Origin of the sequence: Streptomyces sp. NBRC 110028 (assembly GCF_001417735.1) — a bacterium.
Lineage (GTDB): Bacteria > Actinomycetota > Actinomycetes > Streptomycetales > Streptomycetaceae > Streptomyces.
The window spans coordinates 31,754-54,347 of the sequence record NZ_BBUZ01000022.1; the positions used below are offsets into that span (position 1 = coordinate 31,754).

Genomic DNA, 22,594 nt, shown 5'->3' on the forward strand with positions numbered 1-22,594 from the left:
ACGCCGAGCGGCCCCGGACGGCAAGCGTCCGGGGCCGCGGGGTGAGCCGTGGCATCCGCCAGGGCTCGGGTGAGCGTCAGCCGCGGCCGTAGCCACCGCCGTAGCCGCCGGCGTTGCCGAGGGCGATGTTGGTGCAGTTGCTGCCACCGGTGATGTCACCCGAGCTGGCGAGACCGCCGATGTTGGTGACGAGGCCGGTGGACGTGTCGCAGTCGTTGGCCTGGATGGCCGCGGTGCCTTGGGTGTAGTTGAGGCAGTTACCGGAGAACGAGATGTCACCCGTGGTGGCGCCCACAGCCGTGTTGACGATCGGACCGACGGCCGTGTCACACGAGTTGGTCTGGATCGCTCCGAAGGGGTCGAAGCCCCCGAAACCGTGGGCGGACGCCCCGCCCGCGCTCCCCAGGACCAGGGCACCTGCCGCCACGGTCAGGACAGCAAGCTTCTTTCCGATGTTCACGAGATTTCCTCCAGAAGAGCCGAATCCGCGGAAAACCACACATTGCGATTCAACGAAAGGACATCCGCGACATCGGGGAGGCGCGCACGCACTTCACCCGATGGGCCCACTGTCGGATCATTCCGGAGTAGGAAAATTCAGAGGTCGACGCCGAGGGTGCGGGCGTGGCGGTCGGCCGCCAGCTCCGCCGACACCTCGTCGAGGTACACCTCGCACACCAGCCGCCCGTCCCGGGTCAGGTTGTGCTCCAGCTCCCACAGCACGATCTCGTCCCCGCCGGCGAGCAGGAAGGCGTGCTCGTAGAAACGGCACCAGGTGGCGCCGGGGCCGCCGGAGCGGCGGCGCGGCTTGGGGGCGAGGGCGATGTCATGGGCGAACGCGGTCGCCAGCAACCGCTCGGTCTCCTCCCCCGGCCGGTCCGGGTTCTCCGCGCGGCGCAGTACGCGGCGGGCGTGGTCGGCCGAGTCGTCGGCGACGTACGCACGCTGGGCGCCCGGGGGCTCGGCGGCCTGGAGCATCTGGTCCGGCAGCCACAGCGGTAACCCGTCCAGCTCCTCCCAGCGGGCACCGCCGATGCACCGGTGGACGCGGCGCTCGGCGAGCTCCAGGGCGTCCTCGCCCGCGTACAGCTCGAACAGCGGGCGGTCGTCCGGGCCGGTGTTGTGCTCCAGCTCCCACAGCAGCAGGCTGCCGCCGTCGGGCAGCAGGAAGACATGCCGGTACGTCGTGTACCCGCGCGGACCTGACGGCTCGTTGCACTGCCGGCAGGAACGCAGCTCGGACTGGTGCATCAGGGCGCTCCGCGCCCGGGTCAGCACCGCCTCGCCGATCTCGAAGCCGTTCTGCGCACGGGCCAGTAACCCGTCCATCAGCTCGGCGGGGGTTCCCCCCGCTCCTGAGTGCCCCACGTCTCTCCTCCCGCCCCCGGGTGACTCCCTCGCGCACTTAGCGTAGCGGTGTGAACACGCGCCGCGCCTGTGGTTGCGCGAAGCAGCCGGTCGGACTTGTGCCTCACTCACTCCTGCGCCGTGAGGTCAGGATGTATCACTCGTTCGGCGGGCCGAACAACCCGGAATGTCATGCTCCGGAAACTCGGCGGCCATCGCCGGGACACCACCATGGCCCGCCACCAGCCGCCCCCGGGCCTCCCGGACCACTTCCCCGGGATTTCCCATAAAGGCGCCAAGCTCACGGCTCCCTGAAGGCCTGTCATATGAGGGACAGCCTATGCCAGACGGGTGAAGTGAGGTGCCTGCCCAGTGCCTTTTCTGATTACTTTCGTTGAGTCAGGCGTCCGTGAATCCGCGGAAGAAACCACACGGAGGATTTAGTGAACATCGGCAAGAAGGCAGCGCTTCTGACCGCCGCGGCCGGCGCGCTGGTCATCGTCGGCTCGACTGGCGCGAGCGCCAACAACTGGCTGAGCAGCGGGACCACTCAGTCCAACAGCTGCGACACCGCCACCGGCTCGATCTACCTCGGGAGCATCACCGGCCCGACGGGCGACACGAACATCGGGTCCGATTGCGTCAACTTCACCAACAGCCGGGCCGCGGTGCAGAGCAACGACTGCGACACCGCCACCGGCCCGATCACCATCGGCGGGATCTCCGGTCCCACGGGCGACCTCGACGTCGGCAGCAAGTGCGCCAACATCGCCCTCAACGACAACCCGTGAGGCGCTGACCGACCGGTAGTGTTCCGGTCCGGCCGGAACACCACCGGTCGGTCACCACCGGGCAGCGGCCCTGGAAGCACGCCTTCCAGGGCCGCTGCCACGCAAAAGGGCGGCAACAGCTTTCAGTTTTGTGCGCCGAACGGGTACAGCTGCCGCCGGTTTCTGGGCCTCAGCACGCCGCCATCGTCGGCCAGATGTTTGCTGATATCACGAAGAACTCACATGGAGGCTCTTTATGCATATGCGCAAGAGGACAGCGATTCTCATGGCGGCAGTGACCGCACTGGCCATCGGTGGCGCAGGAGCGGCCGAGGCCACCGGCGGAGGCACCGTCCAGGGAAATCGCTGCGACAACAACTCACTCCTCGGCGAGATCACCATCGCCGGGACAACCGACATCACCAACGAGACCGAGTGCGTCAACTACGCCAAGTCGGGCGTGGCCGAGCAGAGCAATCGCTGCCGGACGAACTCGGTGATCGGCCCCGTCAACATCTCACTGGCGCCCGGGACCGACATCACCCACAGGACCAACTGCATCAATTACGTGGAGTCCGGCGATGGCGTCCGGAAGCAGACCAACCGGTGCCGAACGACGTCGCTGACCGGCCCCATCAACATCGCCGCCCCCGGAAACAAGATCACCACCGAGACCAATTGCATCATTCTGGCCGGTGACGACGATCCCGAGAACGGAGAGAAGGGCGGAGGCAACGGCGAGCACGAGAGCCGCTGAGTTCACCTCTATTATGCGCACGACCCTCGGATTTCTTTTACCGGGGGTCGTGCGCATGCTCACACCGACCACACTTTCGACCCCTTTGGAGAAGATATCCTTACTACGGCGCCCGGGTGAAGCTGCGAGGCACCCCGATCCCTTCGCCATTCGCCTTCGTTATTAAGGCATCTGCGGAATTCGCGGAAGAGCTAAACGGAGGCAAAACCCCATGCAGATTGGTAAGAAGGCAGCCCTTATGGCCGCTGCTGCCGGTGCGATGGTCATCGGCAGCGCAGCGGGCGCCAGCGCCCACGGTGCGTTCGGGCCGGGCGGTCCCTCGCAGAGCAACGCGTGTGACAGCAACGCCGGCTCGCTGACCGTTGGCGACATCCTCGGCCCGACGGATGAAACCGACTTCAGCTCGGACTGCCTGAACTTCACCAACCAGACCGGCGACGTGTCCCAGAGCAACGACTGCGACACCGCCACCGGCCCGATCACCCTCAGCGGCATCACGGGCCCCACCGGCGACGTCGACCTCGGCAGCCACTGCACCAACCTCGCCATCTCCGACCCGCCGGCGATCGTGGTCAAGCAGGTGGAGAAGAAGGACAAGCACCACAAGGCCGTGAAGAAGGAAAAGAAGGCCAAGAAGCACGCCAAGAAGAAGGTGCACGGCCACCACTGAGACGGCCTCGCACGCGACCGCGGCCCCGGAAGCAGCACTCGCTTCCGGGGCCGCGGTCGCGTGCGGACGAGTTACGCGGAACAGCCCGCGAGGGCCGGGACGCAGTTGTTCGGGTTGTTGCCGGTCACGTTCGTCGCCGACAGCGACACCGAACCGCCGTCGGAGAAGATGCCGCCGCCCTGGCTGCCATGGGCGGTATTGTCGGTGATGTTGGTGCCGACGATTTGCGTGTTTCCGGCGTGGTTGAAGAGTCCGCCGCCGTTGAGGGTGGCGACGTTTCCGGACACCACGGCGGCCTGCAAATGCAGTGCGCTGTCGAAGTTCGCGATACCGGCGCCGCTGCCTCCCGCCGTATTTCCGATGATGCGTCCGCCATTGAAGGTCATATCTCCGATGGACGTCCAGATACCGCCGCCCTCGAAATCATTTGCGTGGTTGGTCTCGATCCTCACGGCGGTCAGGACGGAATTCCCCCAGTTCGCGATGGCGCCGCCGGTGCTGTCGGCGGTGTTGTCGGAGAACGTGCTGCTGTTGGCGGCCAGCGAGCCCCCCGTACTGACGTGCACACCGCCGCCGTCGTTGGCGGTGTTGCCCGAGACGTGGCTCGAGCCGAGGGTGGCCGTGGCGCCCGAACCGACCTCGATGCCGCCACCGACACTACTCGCGGCGTTCGTGGTGGCCGCACTCTGAGCCAGGGTCAGGGCGCCCAGGTCGAGGATGCCGCCCCCGACCACCGCCCTGCCCCCCGAGAGCGTCACCCCGCTGACGGTCAGACGGCCGCCGGGCGCGACCTCGGCGATGCGGAAGTCCAGGGCCGAGGCGCTGCGTCTGATGGTCGCTCCGGTACCGCTGATGGTCACCTTCCCGGTGATGACCGGCAGCCCGTCGGGGCCGTTGGAGCCGGTCTCCGCCGCGGAGGCCAGGGTGTACACACACCCCGTGGCAAGGGAAACGGTTCCCCCTCCAGCCGTGTTGTTGGCGGTGGTGACGGCGGCGACCAGGGCAGCCGTGTCCCCACAGGGCACGACGGACAGGGCGGGCTCCTCACCACCGCCTCCGCCCCGGCCCTCGGCGGCCCCTGCGGGAGCGGAAAACGCCCACGCCGATACCGCAAGCGTCATGATCGGGATGAAACCGCGAACCGCTGCCACGAGTCGCACGAGATGTCTCCTTCACTGTTCCGGGTGGCGCGCTGCCACGCTGCCCTTCCAGGGGTGCCTCATCGCCGCGTGGCGGGACCTCGCCCGGAACTGGAGGAGAGTCCGCCACGCACTACCGATCACGAGACGCGGCAGAGCAGCGGAATCAGCCTGTCCGAAGCGCGGGAGGACGGCACCCGCTGAGTGCCGGGCGGGTGACATTCCGTCCGGAAAGGGGGGCGGTGTGCACGGGTGATCGCCGGTCAGGCTGAGAAACGGTGCGGCCCACGCGGCGAATGGCATCCGCGGGCCGGGAAAATGGGCGCTCGCCCCGGCGCCGGGCGCACGCGACCCACATCCACGACTGGTCCGGGGCCCAAATGCGTGACCTTCTGCGGCCTCGCGCGGTGCGCCGGAACAAAAGGGCCCCTAACGGCGCCTAATCTGATTATCCAATAAGTCACTTCCGCCTCGGAAGATACCCGTTCACGCCTTCACCCTGCCTAGGATGCTCAGTTCAATTCTGCTAAGCGAGACGAACGACACCTCGCGTGGTCTCGCGCCGAGCTGAGATCCAGACTGCCATGAGGTGGGGAAACCTGTCGTTTGATTGGCCGAGCCGACGGATCCCAACTTGAGCCGAGGGAATAGCCAATCAGGATCCCAAACAAGGAGCCCCCCGTGAGATTCCCACCCAGAGCAGGCGCAGTACTGTCCGTCATCGGGCTTGCCATCGGACTGGCCACCATGCCCACCCCGGCGTCCGCCGCCACCATCGCCTGCAACGACGTACCGGCGCTGAAGGCGGCCATCACCGCCGCGAACAGCGGTGGCGGAACTGTCAGCCTGGCTCCGTCCTGCGTCTACCACCTCGGCCCCACGGCCGACAACGACTCCAATGGTCTGCCCGTCATCACGGGCGCGGTCACCATCAACGGCAACGGCTCGACGATCCAGCGGGACAGCGGGACGTTCCGCATCTTCGAGGTCGCCGGCCCGACCGGCGACCTCACCCTCAACTCGCTCACCGTGCGGAACGGCAACCCGGGAGGGAGTAACGGCGGAGGCATCCTCGTCGATTCCGGGGGCAAGCTGACCGTCCAGAGCGGAAGCGCCATCACGGGCAACACCGCCTCCAATGGCGGCGGCATCTTCACCAACGGCAGCACCGTCATCAGGTCCAGCACCGTCAGTGCGAACACCGCGAGCGGATTCGGCGGCGGAATCGGCGTCGGTGGCAGCGGCTCCCTCCAGCTGGCGTCCTCGACGGTCACGGGGAACACCGGTAACTTCTCCGGCGGCATCGGCTTCGACTTCGGCAGCACCGGCACGATCACCTCAAGCCGCATCACCAACAACCAGGCCAATGTCAACGGCGGTGGGCTGGCCAACGACGGCACCCTGACGATCACGAGCACGGTCTTCTCGGGCAACACCGCCGGCCAGCACGGCGGTGCGGTGGCCAACGACCGCACGCTGACGCTCAGGAGCAGTTCCTTCTCCGGCAACACCGCCGCTCAGAATGGAGGCGGGCTGGCCAACTTCGGCGCCAGCGGCCAGGCAACCATCATCAGCAACAGCTTCCAGTCCAATCAGGCGGGCACGGCCACGTCCAATGGCTTCGGAGGCGGACTGGCCACCTTCGACGGCGCGAGCACCACGCTCACCAGCACCTCGTTCAAACTCAATCGGGCGGGCACGGCCACGTCCAATGGCTTCGGAGGCGGACTGGCGACGCTCAACGGATCCAGCGCCACGCTCAACACCACCACCGTCGTCCTGAACACCGCGACGACGACCGGAGGGGGCATCTACAACAACGCCTCCACCACCACCCTCAACAACAGCGTGGTGACGAACAACAATCCCAACAACTGTGTCGGTGTAGCAGGCTGCTGACCCACGACCGGGGTCAGGGACGGCCCCGAGGCACCACCCCGGCCCAGGGTGGTGCCTCCTCGCGTGTGGCCCGACCCGCTCATGGTCCTCACGGCGCGTCCGAATGATCCAGGCCCAGGCCAGATACTCTCTGACCTGGGCCTTCACTGTGGGTCATCAGGGGCTCGAACCCTGAACCAATGGATTAAAAGTCCACTGCTCTGCCAATTGAGCTAATGACCCGCACCCCCGCAGCATAGCCCGGCCACGGGGTCCGCCCCGAGACAATATCGCCCCGGACCGAAAGGCCGTGCAACCGCGGGGGTTGCACGGCCCTCATCGGCGTCGGTCAGCCGTTGCGCTTCCAGCGCGGCTTGTCCGTGCGGCGGTCGTGCGAGCGGCCGCCGCGGTGGTCGTCACGGCTCGCCGGGCGGTCGTCGCGGCGGTCACGGTTGAAGGGGCGGTCCCCGCCGCGGTGAGGGGCCGGGTTGTGGTCACGGCGCTCGAAGGAGCGGCCACCACGGTCGTCACGACGGTCCCGGTTGAAGCCGCCACGGTCGTCGCGGCGCTCGAACGAGCGGCCACCACGGTCGTTGTCCCGGCGGTCCCGGCTGAAGCCACCCCGGTCGTCACGACGGTCCCGGCCACCGGACGGACGGTCGTCACGACGGTCGAACGAACGGCCACCACGGTCGTCACGACGGTCCCGGCCGAAGCCGCCACGGTCGTTGTCCCGGCGGTCCCGACGGTCGAAGTTGCCCCGCTCGTCCCGGCGCTCACCGGCCGGGGCCGTGGACTCGGACGAGCGCTGCGCGGGCACGAACGGCACGGCGTCCCCGGCGGTCTCGCCCGCCGCCGCGCCCGGCGCCTCGGCACCGGCCGTGGCCTCGGCGGCCGGGGTGAAGGTCTCGCCGCGCTCGCGCGCCGCGCGGGCCGCCAGCCGGTCGGCCTCCTCGCGCAGCTCGGTCGCGCGCCGCTGGGCCTTCTCCAGCTCCCGGGTGAGGTCCTGCGCCTCGCGCTCGGCCTGCTTGGCGGAGTTCGCGGCGGCCTCGGCCTGCACCTCGGTGAGCGAACGGGCGCCGGTGATCAGGGCCACGTCCTCGTCGAAGACGCCCGCGCCGCCGACGATGTGACGGGAGGCGTCGACGCCCGCGTCCTCCATCAGCCGGAAGATCTGCCGCCGCTGGTGCGGCAGGGCCAGCGACACGACGGTGCCGCTCTTGCCCGCCCGCGCCGTACGGCCGGAGCGGTGCAGGTAGTCCTTGTGGTCACCGGCCGGGTCCACGTTGAGCACCAGGTCGATGCCGTCGACGTGGATGCCGCGGGCGGCGACGTCGGTGGCGACGAGCACGTTGACGTACCCGTCCTTGAAGTCGGCCAGGGTCCTGGTCCGGGCGCCCTGCGTCATGCCGCCGTGCAGGGCGTCGGCGCGCACCCCGGCGTCGCACAGCTGCTCGGCGACCCGGTCGCAGCCCAGCTGGGTGCGGACGAAGATGATCGTGCGGCCCTTGCGCGCCGCGATGGCGGCGGTGACCGGGGCCTTGTCCTTCGGCTTCACCACGAGCACGTGGTGGGTCATCGTGGTGACCGCGCCCTGCGCCGAGTCGACCTCGTGGGTGACCGGGTCGACCAGGTAGCGCTTGACCAGGCTGTCGATCTCGTTCTCCAGCGTCGCGGAGAACAGCAGCCGCTGGCCGCCCCCCGGCACCAGGTCCAGGATCTCGGTGACCTCGGGCAGGAAGCCCATGTCGGCCATCTGGTCGGCCTCGTCGAGGACGGCGACCTGGACCTTGTCGAGGGTCGCGGCGCCGCGGTCGATGATGTCGCGCAGCCGGCCCGGGGTGGCGACCAGGATGTCCACGCCCCGCTCCAGGGCGTAGATCTGATTGCCCATCGAGGTGCCGCCGCAGACGACCTTGAGCTTGAGACCGAGGACGTCGCCGTACGGCTGCAGCGCGTCGCTCACCTGCATGGCCAGCTCGCGGGTCGGGGTGAGGATGAGGCCCCGGGGGCGCTTCTTCTCGGTGTGGCCGCCGGCCAGCGTGGTCAGCAGCGGGAGGCCGAAGGAGAGGGTCTTGCCGGAGCCGGTGCGGCCGCGGCCGAGGATGTCCTTCCCGGCCATGGCGTCGGGGATGGTCGCGGCCTGGATCGGGAAGGGCGTGGTGACGCCGTTCTGCGCGAGCTTGCGGACGATCTGCTCGGGGAGGCCGAGGTCGGCGAAGGTGATGTCGGGGCCCTTGGAGGTCTCGGGAGCGCTCTGTTCGGCGGCAGCGGTGTCATCGCCGTCATCGGTGGAGACGTCGGCGCCGGCGGCGCGCTCGGTGGCGGGGGCGGACTCGGCGCGCTCGACCGGCTGGGCCTGCTCGGCCTGGGGCTGCTCGACCGGCTGGGACTGGTCGCCGTGGTCGCCCTGCTCGTCGACGGCGGGCATGACGGCGTGATCAGTGGAAACGGACATGCGAAATGCGAAACCTTCCGGAGTCTCGGCACGCGCCCAAACTCCGTGTTGTCGCAAACGACCGCCTCTATGCGGTCAGCCACGGGATGGCAAGGAACGCGCCTCGCGGCGCACTTCGATGAGGCGCCGGGCAAATGGGATCAAACGATCTACCACCATACGCACCCCCACCCCCCAAGAGCAAATTCGCTGGGCCAACCGGCTGTCCCCGCCCCCCGTGCCACGCGTCACACCCCGCCCCGCGCCGGGCGCTCGCCCCCGTTACTCCTCGGACTCCTCGGGCTCCGAAGCGGGCGCGGACGCCGGCTCCGACGGGGTGGGCTTGGGATCGGGCGCGCTCGGCGGCGGGCTCGACGGGCGCGGCTCCGGGGCGGCCTCGGAGGGCGCGGGCTGACCCGGCTCCGGCGGCAGGGACGGCGCCGGGCCGTGCGCCCGGGAGCCACCCTTCCCGGCCGACGGCGTGGGCTCCGCCCCGGGCTCCGCGACGGCGGACGCCGACGGCGAACGGCGCTCGCCGCCCTTGCGCTTGTGGCCCTTGGCGTCCCTCGGCGCCACCGTGTACGTATGCCCCCGGCCGTCGGTGCGCACCACCACGCCGCCGCCGGGCTCGGACACCCCGCCGCCCTTGCCGGAGCCGCCCCGGTGCCGGTCCGGCTTACCGGAGTCGTCGGAGATGCTCATGCAGCCGCCCAGGGCCAGGGCCCCGGCCACCAGGGTCACCACCACGGCACTCCGCGCCGAGACGCGGGGGCCGCGCGAGGCGCGGGGCGCGTCGGTCCGAGGGGAACGGTCGGTGCGTGGAGCGGGGGTTCCAGACATGCGTGGGACACCTCCAGGCCGCAGGGCTGTGACGCAGTGCCCAACTGGCCCCACCCCCCTTAGGACACGCGTGCGGCGTAACCCGTGCGCCACGCACGGTTCCCTCACCCGTAGCCGAGGGCGTGCAGCCGCTCGTCGTCGATGCCGAAGTGGTGCGCGATCTCGTGCACCACGGTCACCTCGGTCTCCTGGACGACGTCCTCCCGGGTCTCGCTCATGCGCAGCGTCGGCCCCCGGTAGACCGTGATCCGGTCGGGCAGGACGCCCGCGTACCACTCGCCGCGGTCGGTGAGCGGCGTCCCCTCGTAGAGCCCCAGCAGCTCGGGGTCGTGGGACGGCGGCTCGTCCTCCACGAACACCGCGACATTGTCCATCAGCCGCGTCAGCTCCGGCGGGATCCGGTCCAGCGCCTCGGCGACCAGTTCCTCGAACTCCTCGCGCGTCATCTCCAGCACGTGGCCATTGTCGAACAGCCGAGCCCGGAACGGGACGGTCCGCGCCCGGGAATGGTGGCCGTACGTCCGGGCATACGGGCCCCATGGCCCGCGACCCGCTCCCCCTCGCCTCCGCCGCCGAGCGGCCACGGCCGGTCGTCCGCGCCATCGGGCTGGCCGCGGTGACCGTGCTCGGGGCCTGGATGGGGCTGCTGGTCGTCGGGAGCGTCCACGCCTCGGTGGGCCCGATGGACACCCGGATGGCGCTCAGGCCGTCCCTCACCGGCGGCACCAAGATCAACGTGTCCCCGCTCGGGGCCCTCGAACTCCGCAGCCACCACGCCCCGCTCCGCCTCGACGTCGATGTGGACCGGCTCGACCCCATCCGGTCCGCGGCGCTGGTCGACCACCCCGAGCGGCTGTCCGGGCTGCAGGAGGAGGTGGCGGGCGATGTCGTCCGCGGCACCCGGGACCTGGCGGTGCGCTCCTGCGCGGCCGTCGTCTTCGGCGCCACCGCGCTGGGCCTGGCCGTCTACCGCCGCCCGCGCCGGGCGCTGGCCGCGGGCGGCCTCGCGCTCGGGCTGCTGGCCGCCTCCGGCGGCGCCGCGTACGCGACCTGGAACCCGAAGTCGGTGCTGGAGCCGCGCTATTCGGGGCTGCTGTCCAGCGCGCCCTCGGTGGTCGGCAACGCGCGCAGCATCGTCACCGACTTCGACGTGTACCAGCGGGAGCTGGCCCGGCTGGTGACCAATGTCACGCGGCTGTACGAGGCGACATCGACCCTGCCCGCCTACCGACCCGATCCGACGACGATGCGCGTCCTGCACGTATCGGACATCCACCTCAACCCGGCCGCCTGGCACATCGTCCAGTCACTGGTCGAGCAGTACAAGATCGATGTGATCGTCGACACGGGCGACACGATGGACCACGGCACCGCCGCCGAGAACGGCTTCCTCGAACCGGTCTCCGACCTCGGCGCCCCCTATGTATGGGTACGCGGCAATCATGACTCGGCGACGACGCAGCGCCATCTGTCCGGCCGCAAGGGCGTCCACGTCGTCGACGACGGGCGGACGGTGACCGTCGCTGGTCTGCGGATCGCGGGCGTCGGCGATCCGCAGTTCACCCCGGACCGCTCCGCCGCCGTGGCCGGGGACGCCGCCGAGCGCCGGGCGGGCCGGGCGCTGGCCGACGCGATCCGGGCCCGGAAGGCGGCGGGCGCGCCGGTGGACATCGCCGTCGCCCACAATCCGCTCGCCGCCGAGGAGACCGACGGCACGGTCCCCCTCGCCCTCGCCGGTCATGTCCACCACCGCCGGACGCAGGTGCTGCCCGGCGGCACCCGGCTGATGACGGAGGGCTCGACGGGCGGCAGCGGGCTGCGCGCGGTGGACGACGCCGAGCCCGACACGGTGCAGGCGTCGGTCCTCTACCTGGACCGGGACACTCATCGGCTGCAGGCCTGGGACGAGATAGATCTGGGCGGGCTCGGGCTGGCCAAGGCCGAGGTCAGCCGCCATCTGCCCGCCGAGAACCGGCCCGGCGCGGCCCCGGCGACGACCGCTCGGTAAGCGGTTCGTCAGCGGTTCGTAAACCGTTTTGGCGAACCTCACCGGCATCCCATATGCTTCTCGCGTCCCCGAAAGCGCCGGAAGGCGCCCAGGTGGGCCATCGGCCCTCATCGTCTAGTGGCCCAGGACGCCGCCCTTTCAAGGCGGTAGCACGGGTTCGAATCCCGTTGGGGGCACCCACACGTTTTGGTGCGAAGGCCGCGTCTCGCTCGTCGAGACGCGGCCTTCGTGCTTTTCCCGGGGGTGCGTACGGCGCTCAGCGCGGCAGGGTGAAGCCGACGCCGAACCGCGTCCGGGCGGCCCGCAGCTCGTACGGGGCCAGGACGCCCGGGCCGCAGGACGCGGTGCCGATGCCGTGGTGGGCCGCGTCCAGGTCGAGGTGGAGCACCTCGCCCGGGGTCAGGTCGGCCGGGTGCCGGGCGGCCTCCAGCTGCCCGGTGGTCCAGCATCGGGCGGTGAGCGCGAAGGCTGGGCGGCCCTCGATACGCAGCCCGCCGCCGTCCGGGCCGCGCAGCTCGGCCCAGCGGACGTCGCCGCGGCTGCCGTTCTCCTGCGGGAAGACGTACGGCGTCTGGAACCCGTCCACGGTCGTCGCCCAGCGGCCGACGCGCGCCGCGCGCCGGGTGTCGGGGTACGACTCGCCGGGGCCGCCGCCGTACCACTCGATCCGGTCCAGCGGCGCCCGTACGCCCATGGTCAGCCCGAGGCGTGGCAGCGGGCAGGGCCACTCGCCGTCCGGGACGATGTCGACGGCGAGGTCGAGCCGGGTGCCGTCGCCGGTGCCGTCGCCGCCCTGCTCTCCGGTCCGTTCGCTGGTCCGCTCTCCGGTCCGTTCGCTGGTCCGTTCGCTGGTCCAGCGGTAGACGACGGTCAGGCCGAAGAAGCCCCCGGGCGGCGCCACCCGCGCCCTGACCACCAGCGCCTCGCCGTCCTCCACCGTGACGCCGTCGCAGCGGTGCAGCATCCGGTCCAGGGCGTGGCGACGCCACTGCGCGGCGAGGGACGTCGCCTCGTCCGGGCCCCGGTCGTTGTCGGTGGTGGCGCGCCAGACGTTCAGCCGGGGCGGGACGGCGACGCGCAGGCCGTGGAGGGTGCGGAGACTGCCGTCGAGGGGGTCGAAGGTGGCCGGGCCGAGGGTGATCCCGCCGGGAGGCCCGGCGGACTCTGGGGCGCGTACGGGAGCTATGCGCGCCCCGGGCGTACGCCTGACGGCGGGGCCCCGGGCGCGCGCCTGGCCCCACGCCACCTCGTGGCCCGCCGGTGCCCAGGCGGTGTCGGCGGCCAGGACGGCCCGTACCGTCCACCACTCCTCGCCCTCGGTCTCCGCATCCGGCTCGGGCAGCGCCACCTCGGCGGACTCCCCGGGGACGAGCGGCGGTACGCCGAGGGCGCCCTCGGCCACCCGGAGCCCCTCCACCTCGCGTGACCAGCGGAAGGCGAGCCCGGTCAGGTCGATGACGTCGTACTTGTTGGTGACGCGGACGGTGCGGGCCGCCGCGTCCACGGCGATCCCGACCGGCTCGACGACCTTCTTGTACTCCAGCAGCCCCGGGGACGGCGTCCGGTCGGGGAAGACCAGGCCGTCCGCGCAGAAGTTGCCGTCGTGCTGCGTCTCGCCGAAGTCGCCGCCGTACGCGAAGTACGGCCGCCCGGCGGCGTCCCGGGCGCGCAGCCCGTGGTCGATCCACTCCCAGACGAAGCCGCCCTGCAGCCGCTCGTACGTCTCGAACAGCCGCTGGTACTCGGTGAGGCCGCCCGGGCCGTTGCCCATCGCGTGCGCGTACTCGCACTGGATGAACGGCAGGGCGCGGCGGCGGGCGTCCAGCCGGGGGTCGTCCCAAGGCTTCTCGGCGCGGCGGCCGATCGCCTCGACCTCCTCGTGCGAGGCGTACATCCGGCTGTAGACGTCGGTGTGCTCGCAGGACCAGTCGCCCTCGTAGTGGATCAGCCGGTGCGGGTCGCGGTCCCGGATCCAGCGGGACATGGCGGCCAGGTTGCGGCCGGTGCCGGACTCGTTGCCCAGCGACCACATGATCACGCTCGGGTGGTTCTTGTCCCGCTCGACCATCCGGGCGGCCCGGTCGATCAGGGCCTCCTCCCAGTCCGGGTCGTCGGCGGGGTTGCCGTGCCAGCCGCCGTAGACGAAGCCGTGGGTCTCCAGGTCTGCCTCGTCGATCACCCACAGCCCGAACTCGTCGCACAGGTCGAGGAAGGCGGGGTCCGGGGGGTAGTGGCTGGTGCGGACCGCGTTGATGTTGTGCCGCTTCATCAGAGCCACGTCCTCGCGCATCGTGGCGTACGGGACGGCGCGGCCGTGGTCGGGGTGGAACTCGTGGCGGTTGACGCCGCGCAGCAGCAGCGGCCGCCCGTTGACCGTGATCAGCCCGTCCTCGACGGCGACGGTACGGAAGCCCAGGCGCAGCGGGACGCGTTCGGCGTCGGTCGCGAGCGTCGCCTCGTACAGCCGGGGCGCCTCGGCGGACCAGGGCCGGACGCCGGGGACGGTCGCGGTCTCGCCCGCCGCGAGGGTCAGGCCCAGCTCGGGGACGGTGACGCGGCCACCCGGGTCGGCGTCCACGCGCAGGGTGCCGTGGCCGGTGCGGTGGTCGTATCCGGCGTGCACGAAGACGTCGCGGACGGCGCCCTCGGGCCGGTGGAGGAGCGTCACACCGCGGAAGATCCCGGCCAGCCACCACATGTCCTGGTCCTCGACGTAACTGCCGGAGGACCACTGGTGGACCCGTACGGACAGCACATTGCCGCGGCGCAGCAGATGCGGGCCGGCGTCGAACTCGTGCGGCAGCCGGCTGCCCTTGGCGGTGCCCAGCTCGCGGCCGTTGAGGCGGACCCGGTAGCAGGACTCGACGCCGTCGAAGCGCAGCAGGGTGCGGCCGTCGTCCGGCCCCGGCCAGTCGTCGGGGAGGTCGAAGACGAGGCGGTGGTCGCCGGTCGGGTTCTCGGTGGGGACGCGGGGCGGGTCGACCGGGAAGGGGTAGCGGATGTTGGTGTACTGCGGGGCGCCGTGGCCGTGCAGGGCCCAGTGGGAGGGGACGGGCAGCGGCTCCCAGCCGGCGGTCTCCGTCCTCTCCGCCGTCGTCTCCGTCCTCTCCGTCCCCTCCGTCCCCTCCGTCCTCTCCGTCCTCTCCGTCCCCTCCTCGGCGGCCTCGGCGGCCTCCGCGTGGGCCACGGTGGGGAAGAGCCGGAAGTCCCACGCGCCGTTCAGGGACAGAGTCCGCGCGTCGGAGCGGAAGGCGGCGCGGGGGGCGAGTGCTCCGGTGCCGGGCGAGGGGTCCTCGTAGTACGTGATCATGGCTCGATCTGAGCGTCGGCGGAGTCCGATGACTGACCTCCGGAGCAGGGTGCCGCACAGGCAGCGAGACGGGGGGCACGCCCGGCCAGGGCGTCCGGGCGGTGTTGATCATTGTCCGTATCCCTCTCGAAGATTCGAGAGATGCCCTGTTCAGCCGGGGATATGGAGGCAATGATTCCGACTTAGCAAACAACATGGCACACAGCGAAACAAGTATTGACAGCCGTCTCGGAGCGCTCTAGCGTCCCGCCATCTGGTTCGTAGACATAACCAGTGTTCATCTATGCGAACGAGCGGTGGCCATGTTCAGACACTCAGCCACAACAAAGCGACTGGCACCTCTGGTATGCGTGGCACTCGCCGGTTCCCTCGTCGCCGGGTGCGGCGCGAGCACCAGCGGCAGCGGCGGCGGCAGCGCCAAGGGGGCCCTGGAGGTGTGGACCCGCAGCGACGCTGTGGACGCGAAGGCCTACAACAGGATATTCGGCGCCTTCACCAAGAAAACCGGCATCAAGGTCGACTACAAGCCCGTCGTCGACTTCGACAAGCTCCTCCAGCAGCGAGCCGCCTCCAAGAACCTGCCCGACGTCACCATCAACGACATGGGAAGCCTCGGGAACTACCAGTCCCAGGGGCTGCTCCAGCCCATCGACAAGAAGGCGATCGCGGGCACCTCCGACATCACCGGCACCGCCTGGTCCGGCGCGGTCGGCACCGACGGCAAGACCTACGGCATTCCGTTCTCCCGCCAGGCCCAGGGGATGTTCATCCGCAAGGACTGGCTGAAGAAGGTGGGCATGAAGGCCCCCAGGACGTGGGCCGAACTGCTCGACGTCGCCAAGGCCTTCACGAACAAGGACCCGGACGGCAACGGCAAGAACGACACCTACGGCCTCCTCGTCCCCGGCTCCACCAACAACGGCTACCTCGCCTGGTTCGCGTCCAACTTCATCTGGCAGGGCGGCGGCGACATCGTCGCCTCACGCGGCGGCGGCAAGTACCAGGCGGTCGCCGACTCCCCGGCGAACGTCAAGACCGTCAACTGGCTCAAGGGCCTGTACTGCTCCAGCAAGGTCACCCAGCCCGGCTCGCTCACGATGACCACCGGCGACTCGTACCCCTTCTTCACCCAGGGCAAGGTGGGCATCTCCCTCACCGGCCCCTATGAGTTCCCGCTGTTCGACAAGACCCCGGGCAAGGACAAGCTGGAGGTCATCCCCGCCCCCAAGGGCCCGGACGGCAACACCGTGCTGGCCGAGGGCGAGAACGTCTATCTGATGGCCGGGTCCAAGAAGTCCGAGCAGCAGCGCAAGCTCGCCGAGTTCCTGATCAGCCCCGAGGCGCAGAAGCTCGGCATGACCGCCCCCGACGCCCCCGTCGTGCGGCTGTCGGTCAACACCAAGGTGGACACCGGCAAGGTCTACCACGACCCGCGGTGGAAGATCTTCTCGGACGCGTACGGACACGACTCCAAGCCCTTCCCGTCCGCGATCAACTACCAGCCCATCCGCCAGGACACCGCCGAGGCGCTGAACAAGCTGTTCGCCAACTGCGGCTCCGACGTCAAGGGCGGGCTGAGCGAGCTGAACTCCACCCTGAAGCAGGAGTTGACCTCCCAAGGGGTGGCCAAGTGACCCAGCCCCTGGGCCACGCGGGGACGCCGCTGGGCCGCTCGGCGACGCCCCCGGACCACGCGGGGACGTCTCCGGACCACGCGGGGAGCACGACGGCCGTCTCCACGACGGCGGCGGCCGCCGAGGCGCGGCCCGGCGGGCGCCGCCGGGCCGCCGCCCCGCCCGCCGGGGCGGTGAAGCGGGGCCCGCGCGGCCGCCGCCTCACCGCCTCGGCGTGGGTCCCCTGGCTGTTCGTGGCCCCCGCCCTGCTCCTCTTCGTCGTCTTCAAGTACCTGCCCATGGCCAAGGGCGTCCAGCTGAGCTTCTACGACGTCCGGCCGTTCCTCGGCAACCTGTGGGTGGGCCTGGCCAACTACCGGTCGGTCTTCGGTGATCCGCAGTTCCAGGCCGCGCTGGGCCACACCGTGCTGCTCGCGGTCGGCGGAACCATCGGCTCCGTCATCGTCGGCTTCTTCCTGGCCCTGCTGCTCGAAGGCCCGGCGCGCTCCCTGTGGTTCATGCGCTCCGCCGTCTTCCTGCCGGTCGTCACCGCCACCGCCGTCGTCGGCGAGATCTGGCGGCTGCTCTACTACCCGACCAGCGCGGGCTTCCTGAACACCATCCTCAGCTTCCTCGGCATCGGGCCGCTGCACTACCTCGACCACACGGGCTCCGCCATCTGGTCCGTCATGGCCGTCACCGTCTGGACCGGCGGCCCCTACAACATGGTGATCGTCCTCGCCGGGCTCACCCAGGTCGACCGCGGTCTGTACGAGGCGGCCGCCCTCGACGGCGCCAACACCTGGCAGCGGCTGCGCCACATCACCCTGCCCGCGCTGCGGCCCGTCGTCACGATCCTGCTCACCCTCGCCGCCATCCGCGGGTTCCGCACCTTCACCGAGGTCTACGTCCTCACCGGAGGCGGACCCGCCGGATCCACGGACGTCTGGATGACCCGGATCTACCAGCTCGGATTCACCCGCAACGAGATCGGCGTCGCCTCCGCGGCCGCCACACTGCTGTTCCTGGTCACGGTGTGCCTGACGGTCACGATGCAGTGGTACCAGCGACGGAAGGAGGCCCGGCCATGACGCTCTCCCTTCCGGGCAAACAGCGCCGCCCCGGCGGCGTCGGCGTCTCGCAGAGCGTCGAGACCGCGCTCGGCTGGCGCACCGGCCGCAGCCATCTGCTGAGCATGGCGCTCCGGGCCCTGCTGTGCCTGATCGCGCTCGCCATCTTCGCCGGACCGCTGATCGTGCTGTTCTCCGGCGCGTTCGACAACAACCCCGACCCGACCAAGCTGTCCATCATCCCCAACTCCCCGACCCTGGAGAACTTCAAGGTCGCGGGCGAACGGGACGTCTGGCACTACCTCGCCAACTCCCTCATCGTCGCGGGCGGCGCGCTGCTGCTCCAGGTCAGCGTCAGCGTCTTCGCCGCGTACGCCCTGGCCCGCAAGCGGTTCCGGGGACGGGCCATCCTGTCGCTGCTCTTCCTGACGACGATGATGCTGCCCGAGGAAGTCATCGCGATCCCGCTCTCGCTCGTCCTCGGCGACCTCCCGGTCGTCCACCTGAGCCTCAAGGGCACCCTGCTCGGCATGATCCTGCCGCTCGGCGCCTGGGGATTCTCGATCTTCGTGATGACGGAGTTCATGCGGGAGCTGCCCGCCGAGCTGGAGGAGGCCGCCAAGATCGACGGCGCCGGGGAGTGGCGCATCTTCGCCCAGGTCGTGCTGCCGCTGTGCCGCCCGGCGCTCGGCGTGATCACCGTCTTCGGCTTCATCATGATCTGGGACCAGTACCTGCTGCCGCTGATCGTCGCCAACGACCCCTCGGACTACACCCTGTCCGTTGCGCTCTCCACGATGCGCAGCGACACGATCGGGCCGGGGCTGGTGCTGGCCGGTTCGCTGCTCGCGCTCATCCCGAGCCTGATCGTCTATCTGCTGCTGCAGCGGTCGCTGATCCGCGGCATGACGGCCGGAGCGCTGAAGGGCTGACGGATGCCGTCAAGACGCTGACATTTTTCACCGTCTGTCATCCGTCACTCGATATCCGTCATCCGCTATCCGTCATCCGCCATCCGTCATCTGTTCTCTGCCCACCCCCCACTGATGAGGTCCCGTATGAGACTCACCGGAGTGCTCTTCTTCCCCGTCACGCCCTTCGCCGCCGACGGCACCGTCGACGAGAAGACCCTCGCCACCCACATCGAGCAGGGCGTCGCCGCCGGTCCCGGCGGGGTGTTCATCGCCTGCGGCACCGGTGAGTTCCACAGCCTGGAGCCCGGCGAGTACGAACGCGTCGTCCGCATCGCCGTCGAGGTCACCGGCGGCCGCGTCCCCGTCTACGCGGGCGCGGGCGGCCCGGTCCCGCTGGCCGCCCAGTTCGCGCGCGCCGCCGAGCGGGCCGGGGCGGACGGGCTGCTCCTGCTGCCCCCGTACCTGGTCACCTTCCCGCCCGAGGGCCTGGTCCGGTACGTCGAACAGGTCACCGCCGCCACCCGGCTGCCCCTGATCGTCTACCAGCGCGGCAACGCCGTCTTCACCCCCGAGACCGCCGCCCGCATCGCCTCCATCCCCGGGGTGACCGGCTTCAAGGACGGCACCGGCGACCTCGACCTGATGCAGCGCATCGTGCTCACCGTGCGCTCCACGGTCGGCGAGGACTTCCAGTTCTTCAACGGCATGCCCACCGCCGAGATGACCGTGCCCGCCTACCGGGCCGTCGGCGTGGACCTCTACTCCTCCGCGGTGTTCTGCTTCGCCCCCGAGGTCTCCCTCGCCTTCCACCGGGCGGTCGGCTCCGGCGACACCGCGACCGCGGAACGGCTGCTGGCCGCGTTCTTCCAGCCCCTGGTCGCCCTGCGGGACAAGGTCCCCGGCTACGCCATCTCCTTGATCAAGGCGGCGGTGCGGCTGCGTGGGCTGGACGTCGGCGGGGTACGACCGCCGCTGGTGGACCCGAGCGAGGAACACCTCGCCGAACTCAAAAAGATCATCGACGCCGGACTCGGACAGGTGTGACCACACATATGCGCATCAAGGACCTGGTGATCACCCCGATCGCCTTCCGCGACCCGCCCCTGCTCAACGCGGACGGCGTCCACGAGCCATGGGCGCTGCGCAGCATCGTGCGGCTGGTGACGGAGGACGGGGTGACCGGCCTCGGCGAGACGTTCGGTGACACCCTCCACCTGGACCGGCTCGCGGCGCTGCGCCCGCATCTGGCGGGCCTGAGCGTGTACGCGCTGGGCGAGCTGTACGAGAAGGCGGCGACCCTCTTCGACCACGCGGGCGGCAAGATCTCCTCCTTCGACCTCGGCCGGGTGCACGCGGCCGTCGAGGTCGCCTGCCTGGACGTCCAGGGCAAGCTGGCGGGCCGCCCGGTGAGCGATCTGCTCGGCGGTGCGGTCCGGGAGTCGGTCCCGTACAGCGCGTACCTCTTCTACAAGTGGGCCGGGCACCCGGGCGCGGACGAGGACGAGTGGGGCGCGGCGCTCGACCCCGAGGGCGTCGTGGCGCAGGCCCGCCGCATGATCGACCAGTACGGCTTCGGCTCGATCAAGCTCAAGGGCGGCGTCTTCCCGCCCGACCAGGAGATCGCCGCCGTCCACGCGCTCCGCGAGGCGTTCCCCGGCCATCCGCTGCGGCTCGACCCGAACACCGCCTGGACGCACGAGACCTCGCTGGAGGTCGCCCGGGCCCTGGACGGCGTCCTCGAATACCTGGAGGACCCCACCGGCGGCATCCCGGGCATGGCGCGGGTCGCCGCCGAATCCCCGCTCCCGCTGGCCACCAACATGTGCGTGGTCGCCTTCGACCACATCCCGCCGGCCGTCGCGCAGGGCGCGGTGCAGGTCGTCCTCGGCGACCACCACTACTGGGGCGGGCTCACCCGCACCCGCCACCTGGGCACGATCTGCGACACCTTCGGCCTGGGCATGTCCATGCACTCCAACTCCCACCTGGGCATCAGCCTCGCCGCCATGACCCACCTCGCCGCCGCGACCCCCAACCTGACGTACGCGTGCGACACCCACTACCCGTGGAGCGCCCAGGACGACGTGGTGCGGCCCGGCGCGCTGACCTTCGTGGACGGCGCGATCCCGGTCCCCACCGGCCCGGGCCTCGGCGTCGAACTGGACGAGGACGTCCTCGCCCGGCTGCACGAGAACTACCTGACCTGCGGCCTGCGGAAGCGCGACGACACGGGATACATGCGGCGCGTGAACCCGGACTTCCAGGCGGGCCTGCCGCGGTGGTGACGGCGACGGCGTATCTGTACCCCTGGGACGTGGTCGGCGACCCGGCCGCCGCCGAGCGGATCGCGGCCCTGGGGGTGGACGCGGTGGCCCTGGCCGCCGCGTACCACTCCGTACGGGCCGCCACCCCGTTCCACCCCGCGCACCGGGTGGTCGAGGCGCACCACGCCGCGCTGTACCTGCCGGTCAGGGGCGAGGCGTGGGCCGGGTCCCGCCTGACCCCGGGCACCCCGCCCTGGATGCCGACCCCCGACTCCTTCCGGGAGGCCCGCGACGCGCTGCGCGCCGTGGGCCTCCCGGTCCACGCCTGGACGGTCCTCACCCACAACACCCGCCTCGGCCGCGCCCACCCCGACCTCGCCGTACGCAACGCCTTCGGCGACCCGTACCCGTACGCCCTGTGCCCCTCGTCCGCCGAGGTCAGGGCGTACTGCACCACGCTGGTGCGGGAGGTCCTGACCTTGGGCGAGCCGGACGGCCTGGTGCTGGAGGCGTGCGGCCCGCTGGGCCTGGGACACGGCGGCCACCACGAGAAGACCGAGGGCGCGGACTGGGGCGAGGCGGGCGATCGCCTCCTGTCGTGGTGCTTCTGCGGATCCTGCCTGACCCGCTACGAGGCGGCCGGCCTGGACCCCCGCCACCTCCGCCACCAGGTCGCCGACGCCCTGGACGGCTCCACCCCGCTCTCCCCCACCCTGATGTCGACCCTGCGCGAGATCCGCACCACCCTCACCGCGGACCTGCGCCGCGAGGTCCTGGCAGCCGCCTCCGGCCCCCTCCCCCTGACCCTGCACGCGAGCGCGGACCCCTGGGCCACGGGCCCCTTCGCGACGATCGCCGACGCCCCCGCCCCGCCCGTGACCACCCTGGTCGCCTCCGCCTGGACCAGCGCCGACCAGGGCGCCGCCAACCTCACCGCCCTGCGCCCCCTGGCCGCCCCGGACACCCGCCTCGCCGCCTACGTCCCGGCCCTCCCACCCCGCCCGGCGGACCCGTCGGCCCTGGCCGCCGAATGGACCACCTGCCTGGCGGCGGGCGCGGACGAACTGCACCTCTACCACGCGGGCCTCGCCTCCCCGGCCCGCCTGACCGCCATCCGCACCGCCCTCCACACGGTCCTCGGCACGGCACCCGGCACGGCCCTCGGCCCGGTCAGGACAGGGCCTGAGGTCTGATACGCTGATCCAGCGACATCGACGCGGGGAAAGCAAAATCTCCGCCGAGAAGATCGCAGGCAGTACGACCCCCTCAACGGAAACCCGTTAGGCCCGTACACCGCCTTGTGCGAGACTCGTTCTCGTACACACGCAAGGTCCTGTGGAGCAGTTTGGAGTGCTCGCCACCCTGTCAAGGTGGAGGCCGCGGGTTCAAATCCCGTCAGGACCGCTGCGGCTGGGTAGCTCAGTTGGTACGAGCGTCCGCCTGAAAAGCGGAAGGTCGCCGGTTCGACCCCGGCCCCAGCCACCGCAGCCCTCACCAGGGCAAAGCCCCCTCCCGGTTCGCCCGGAGGGGGCTTCTTCGTGGCCGGTGACGGCTACTGTTCGACAAGGACGACTACA

General features: G+C 70.6%; 18 protein-coding genes and 4 tRNA genes. 14 read left to right on the forward strand and 8 right to left on the reverse strand.

Features of this window, described 5'->3' with window-relative positions; genetic code table 11:
* Positions 1 to 76: 76 nt before the first annotated feature.
* Positions 77 to 460: a hypothetical protein gene (locus ASC60_RS00230; protein WP_055545470.1), complete on the reverse strand. Its 384-nt coding sequence runs from the start codon at positions 458 to 460 to the stop codon at positions 77 to 79.
* 137 nt (positions 461 to 597) lie between these two features.
* Positions 598 to 1,368 carry a DUF6227 family protein gene (locus ASC60_RS00235; protein WP_055545472.1) on the reverse strand — a complete coding sequence of 257 codons (771 nt, stop codon included), beginning with the start codon at positions 1,366 to 1,368 and terminating at the stop codon, positions 598 to 600.
* A gap of 422 nt (positions 1,369 to 1,790) precedes the next feature.
* Between ASC60_RS00235 and ASC60_RS00240 the strand changes: the two genes are divergently transcribed.
* The 3 genes from ASC60_RS00240 to ASC60_RS00250 all read left to right on the forward strand — a co-directional run bounded on the left by ASC60_RS00240 (position 1,791) and on the right by ASC60_RS00250 (position 3,544).
* Entirely contained in the window at positions 1,791 to 2,138 is a 348-nt protein-coding gene (locus ASC60_RS00240) for a hypothetical protein (RefSeq protein WP_055545474.1), read from the forward strand.
* 265 nt (positions 2,139 to 2,403) lie between these two features.
* The gene (locus ASC60_RS00245) at positions 2,404 to 2,874 is read left to right on the forward strand and encodes a hypothetical protein (RefSeq protein ID WP_234356722.1); all 471 of its coding nucleotides are present in this window, start codon (positions 2,404 to 2,406) and stop codon (positions 2,872 to 2,874) included.
* A 211-nt stretch (positions 2,875 to 3,085) separates the two neighbouring features.
* Positions 3,086 to 3,544, forward strand: coding sequence for a hypothetical protein (locus ASC60_RS00250; protein ID WP_079038066.1), 459 nt, complete (start codon positions 3,086 to 3,088; stop codon positions 3,542 to 3,544).
* A gap of 71 nt (positions 3,545 to 3,615) precedes the next feature.
* On the opposite strand, the gene ASC60_RS00255 is transcribed toward ASC60_RS00250, so the two are convergent.
* Entirely contained in the window at positions 3,616 to 4,665 is a 1,050-nt protein-coding gene (locus ASC60_RS00255) for a right-handed parallel beta-helix repeat-containing protein (RefSeq protein WP_234356723.1), read from the reverse strand.
* Between the two features lie 699 nt (positions 4,666 to 5,364).
* On the opposite strand from ASC60_RS00255, the gene ASC60_RS00260 reads away from it, so the two are divergent.
* Entirely contained in the window at positions 5,365 to 6,582 is a 1,218-nt protein-coding gene (locus ASC60_RS00260) for a right-handed parallel beta-helix repeat-containing protein (RefSeq protein ID WP_159043187.1), read from the forward strand.
* Between the two features lie 149 nt (positions 6,583 to 6,731).
* Here the strand turns inward: ASC60_RS00260 and ASC60_RS00265 are convergent.
* The 4 genes from ASC60_RS00265 to ASC60_RS00280 form a co-directional block, all read right to left on the reverse strand.
* A tRNA-Lys gene (locus tag ASC60_RS00265) sits at positions 6,732 to 6,804 on the reverse strand.
* 106 nt (positions 6,805 to 6,910) lie between these two features.
* The gene (locus ASC60_RS00270) at positions 6,911 to 9,019 is read right to left on the reverse strand and encodes a DEAD/DEAH box helicase (RefSeq protein ID WP_055545483.1); all 2,109 of its coding nucleotides are present in this window, start codon (positions 9,017 to 9,019) and stop codon (positions 6,911 to 6,913) included.
* Positions 9,020 to 9,280: 261 nt separating this feature from the next.
* On the reverse strand, positions 9,281 to 9,838 hold the full coding sequence (locus ASC60_RS00275) for a hypothetical protein (protein WP_055545485.1): 558 nt from the start codon (positions 9,836 to 9,838) through the stop codon (positions 9,281 to 9,283).
* A 104-nt stretch (positions 9,839 to 9,942) separates the two neighbouring features.
* Complete coding sequence (locus tag ASC60_RS00280) at positions 9,943 to 10,293, reverse strand: metallopeptidase family protein (protein ID WP_055545487.1); 351 nt, start codon at positions 10,291 to 10,293, stop codon at positions 9,943 to 9,945.
* Positions 10,294 to 10,376: 83 nt separating this feature from the next.
* On the opposite strand from ASC60_RS00280, the gene ASC60_RS00285 reads away from it, so the two are divergent.
* Together ASC60_RS00285 and ASC60_RS00290 are read left to right on the forward strand one after the other, a co-directional pair.
* Positions 10,377 to 11,846, forward strand: a complete 1,470-nt coding sequence (locus ASC60_RS00285) for a metallophosphoesterase (RefSeq protein ID WP_055545489.1) — start codon at positions 10,377 to 10,379, stop codon at positions 11,844 to 11,846.
* A gap of 103 nt (positions 11,847 to 11,949) precedes the next feature.
* A tRNA-Glu gene (locus ASC60_RS00290) sits at positions 11,950 to 12,022 on the forward strand.
* Positions 12,023 to 12,102: 80 nt separating this feature from the next.
* On the opposite strand, the gene ASC60_RS00295 is transcribed toward ASC60_RS00290, so the two are convergent.
* Positions 12,103 to 15,156 (reverse strand): glycoside hydrolase family 2 TIM barrel-domain containing protein, encoded by a 3,054-nt coding sequence (locus tag ASC60_RS00295; RefSeq protein WP_055545491.1) that lies wholly within the window; start codon positions 15,154 to 15,156, stop codon positions 12,103 to 12,105.
* A gap of 350 nt (positions 15,157 to 15,506) precedes the next feature.
* On the opposite strand from ASC60_RS00295, the gene ASC60_RS00300 reads away from it, so the two are divergent.
* The 8 genes from ASC60_RS00300 to ASC60_RS00335 all read left to right on the forward strand — a co-directional run bounded on the left by ASC60_RS00300 (position 15,507) and on the right by ASC60_RS00335 (position 22,499).
* Positions 15,507 to 16,790 carry a sugar ABC transporter substrate-binding protein gene (locus ASC60_RS00300; protein ID WP_234356724.1) on the forward strand — a complete coding sequence of 428 codons (1,284 nt, stop codon included), beginning with the start codon at positions 15,507 to 15,509 and terminating at the stop codon, positions 16,788 to 16,790.
* A 173-nt stretch (positions 16,791 to 16,963) separates the two neighbouring features.
* Complete coding sequence (locus ASC60_RS00305) at positions 16,964 to 17,860, forward strand: carbohydrate ABC transporter permease (RefSeq protein WP_055547038.1); 897 nt, start codon at positions 16,964 to 16,966, stop codon at positions 17,858 to 17,860.
* Positions 17,857 to 18,771: a carbohydrate ABC transporter permease gene (locus ASC60_RS00310; protein ID WP_055545495.1), complete on the forward strand. Its 915-nt coding sequence runs from the start codon at positions 17,857 to 17,859 to the stop codon at positions 18,769 to 18,771. The genes ASC60_RS00305 and ASC60_RS00310 overlap by 4 nt, the downstream gene beginning before the upstream one ends.
* 126 nt (positions 18,772 to 18,897) lie before the next feature.
* On the forward strand, positions 18,898 to 19,797 hold the full coding sequence (locus tag ASC60_RS00315; protein WP_055545497.1) for a 5-dehydro-4-deoxyglucarate dehydratase: 900 nt from the start codon (positions 18,898 to 18,900) through the stop codon (positions 19,795 to 19,797).
* 8 nt (positions 19,798 to 19,805) lie between these two features.
* The gene (locus tag ASC60_RS00320) at positions 19,806 to 21,038 is read left to right on the forward strand and encodes a glucarate dehydratase family protein (RefSeq protein WP_055545499.1); all 1,233 of its coding nucleotides are present in this window, start codon (positions 19,806 to 19,808) and stop codon (positions 21,036 to 21,038) included.
* Positions 21,032 to 22,210: a hypothetical protein gene (locus tag ASC60_RS00325; RefSeq protein WP_055545501.1), complete on the forward strand. Its 1,179-nt coding sequence runs from the start codon at positions 21,032 to 21,034 to the stop codon at positions 22,208 to 22,210. Before ASC60_RS00320 ends, ASC60_RS00325 begins: the two co-directional genes overlap by 7 nt.
* 136 nt (positions 22,211 to 22,346) lie before the next feature.
* Positions 22,347 to 22,421: transfer RNA gene (locus ASC60_RS00330), tRNA-Asp, on the forward strand.
* Between the two features lie 4 nt (positions 22,422 to 22,425).
* Positions 22,426 to 22,499, forward strand: a tRNA-Phe gene (locus ASC60_RS00335).
* The last annotated feature ends 95 nt before the right edge of the window (positions 22,500 to 22,594 follow it).

Excerpts from the sequence above, each read along its gene's own strand:
- ASC60_RS00295 (WP_055545491.1), bottom strand. The coding sequence starts at position 15,156 with ATGATCACGTACTACGAGGACCCCTCGCCCGGCACCGGAGCACTCGCC.
- ASC60_RS00270 (WP_055545483.1), bottom strand. The coding sequence starts at position 9,019 with ATGTCCGTTTCCACTGATCACGCCGTCATGCCCGCCGTCGACGAGCAG.
- ASC60_RS00245 (WP_234356722.1), top strand. The coding sequence starts at position 2,404 with ATGGCGGCAGTGACCGCACTGGCCATCGGTGGCGCAGGAGCGGCCGAG.
- ASC60_RS00315 (WP_055545497.1), top strand. The coding sequence starts at position 18,898 with ATGAGACTCACCGGAGTGCTCTTCTTCCCCGTCACGCCCTTCGCCGCC.
- ASC60_RS00285 (WP_055545489.1), top strand. The coding sequence starts at position 10,377 with ATGGCCCGCGACCCGCTCCCCCTCGCCTCCGCCGCCGAGCGGCCACGG.
- ASC60_RS00320 (WP_055545499.1), top strand. The coding sequence starts at position 19,806 with ATGCGCATCAAGGACCTGGTGATCACCCCGATCGCCTTCCGCGACCCG.
- ASC60_RS00250 (WP_079038066.1), top strand. The coding sequence starts at position 3,086 with ATGCAGATTGGTAAGAAGGCAGCCCTTATGGCCGCTGCTGCCGGTGCG.
- ASC60_RS00275 (WP_055545485.1), bottom strand. The coding sequence starts at position 9,838 with ATGTCTGGAACCCCCGCTCCACGCACCGACCGTTCCCCTCGGACCGAC.
- ASC60_RS00255 (WP_234356723.1), bottom strand. The coding sequence starts at position 4,665 with ATGACGCTTGCGGTATCGGCGTGGGCGTTTTCCGCTCCCGCAGGGGCC.
- ASC60_RS00310 (WP_055545495.1), top strand. The coding sequence starts at position 17,857 with ATGACGCTCTCCCTTCCGGGCAAACAGCGCCGCCCCGGCGGCGTCGGC.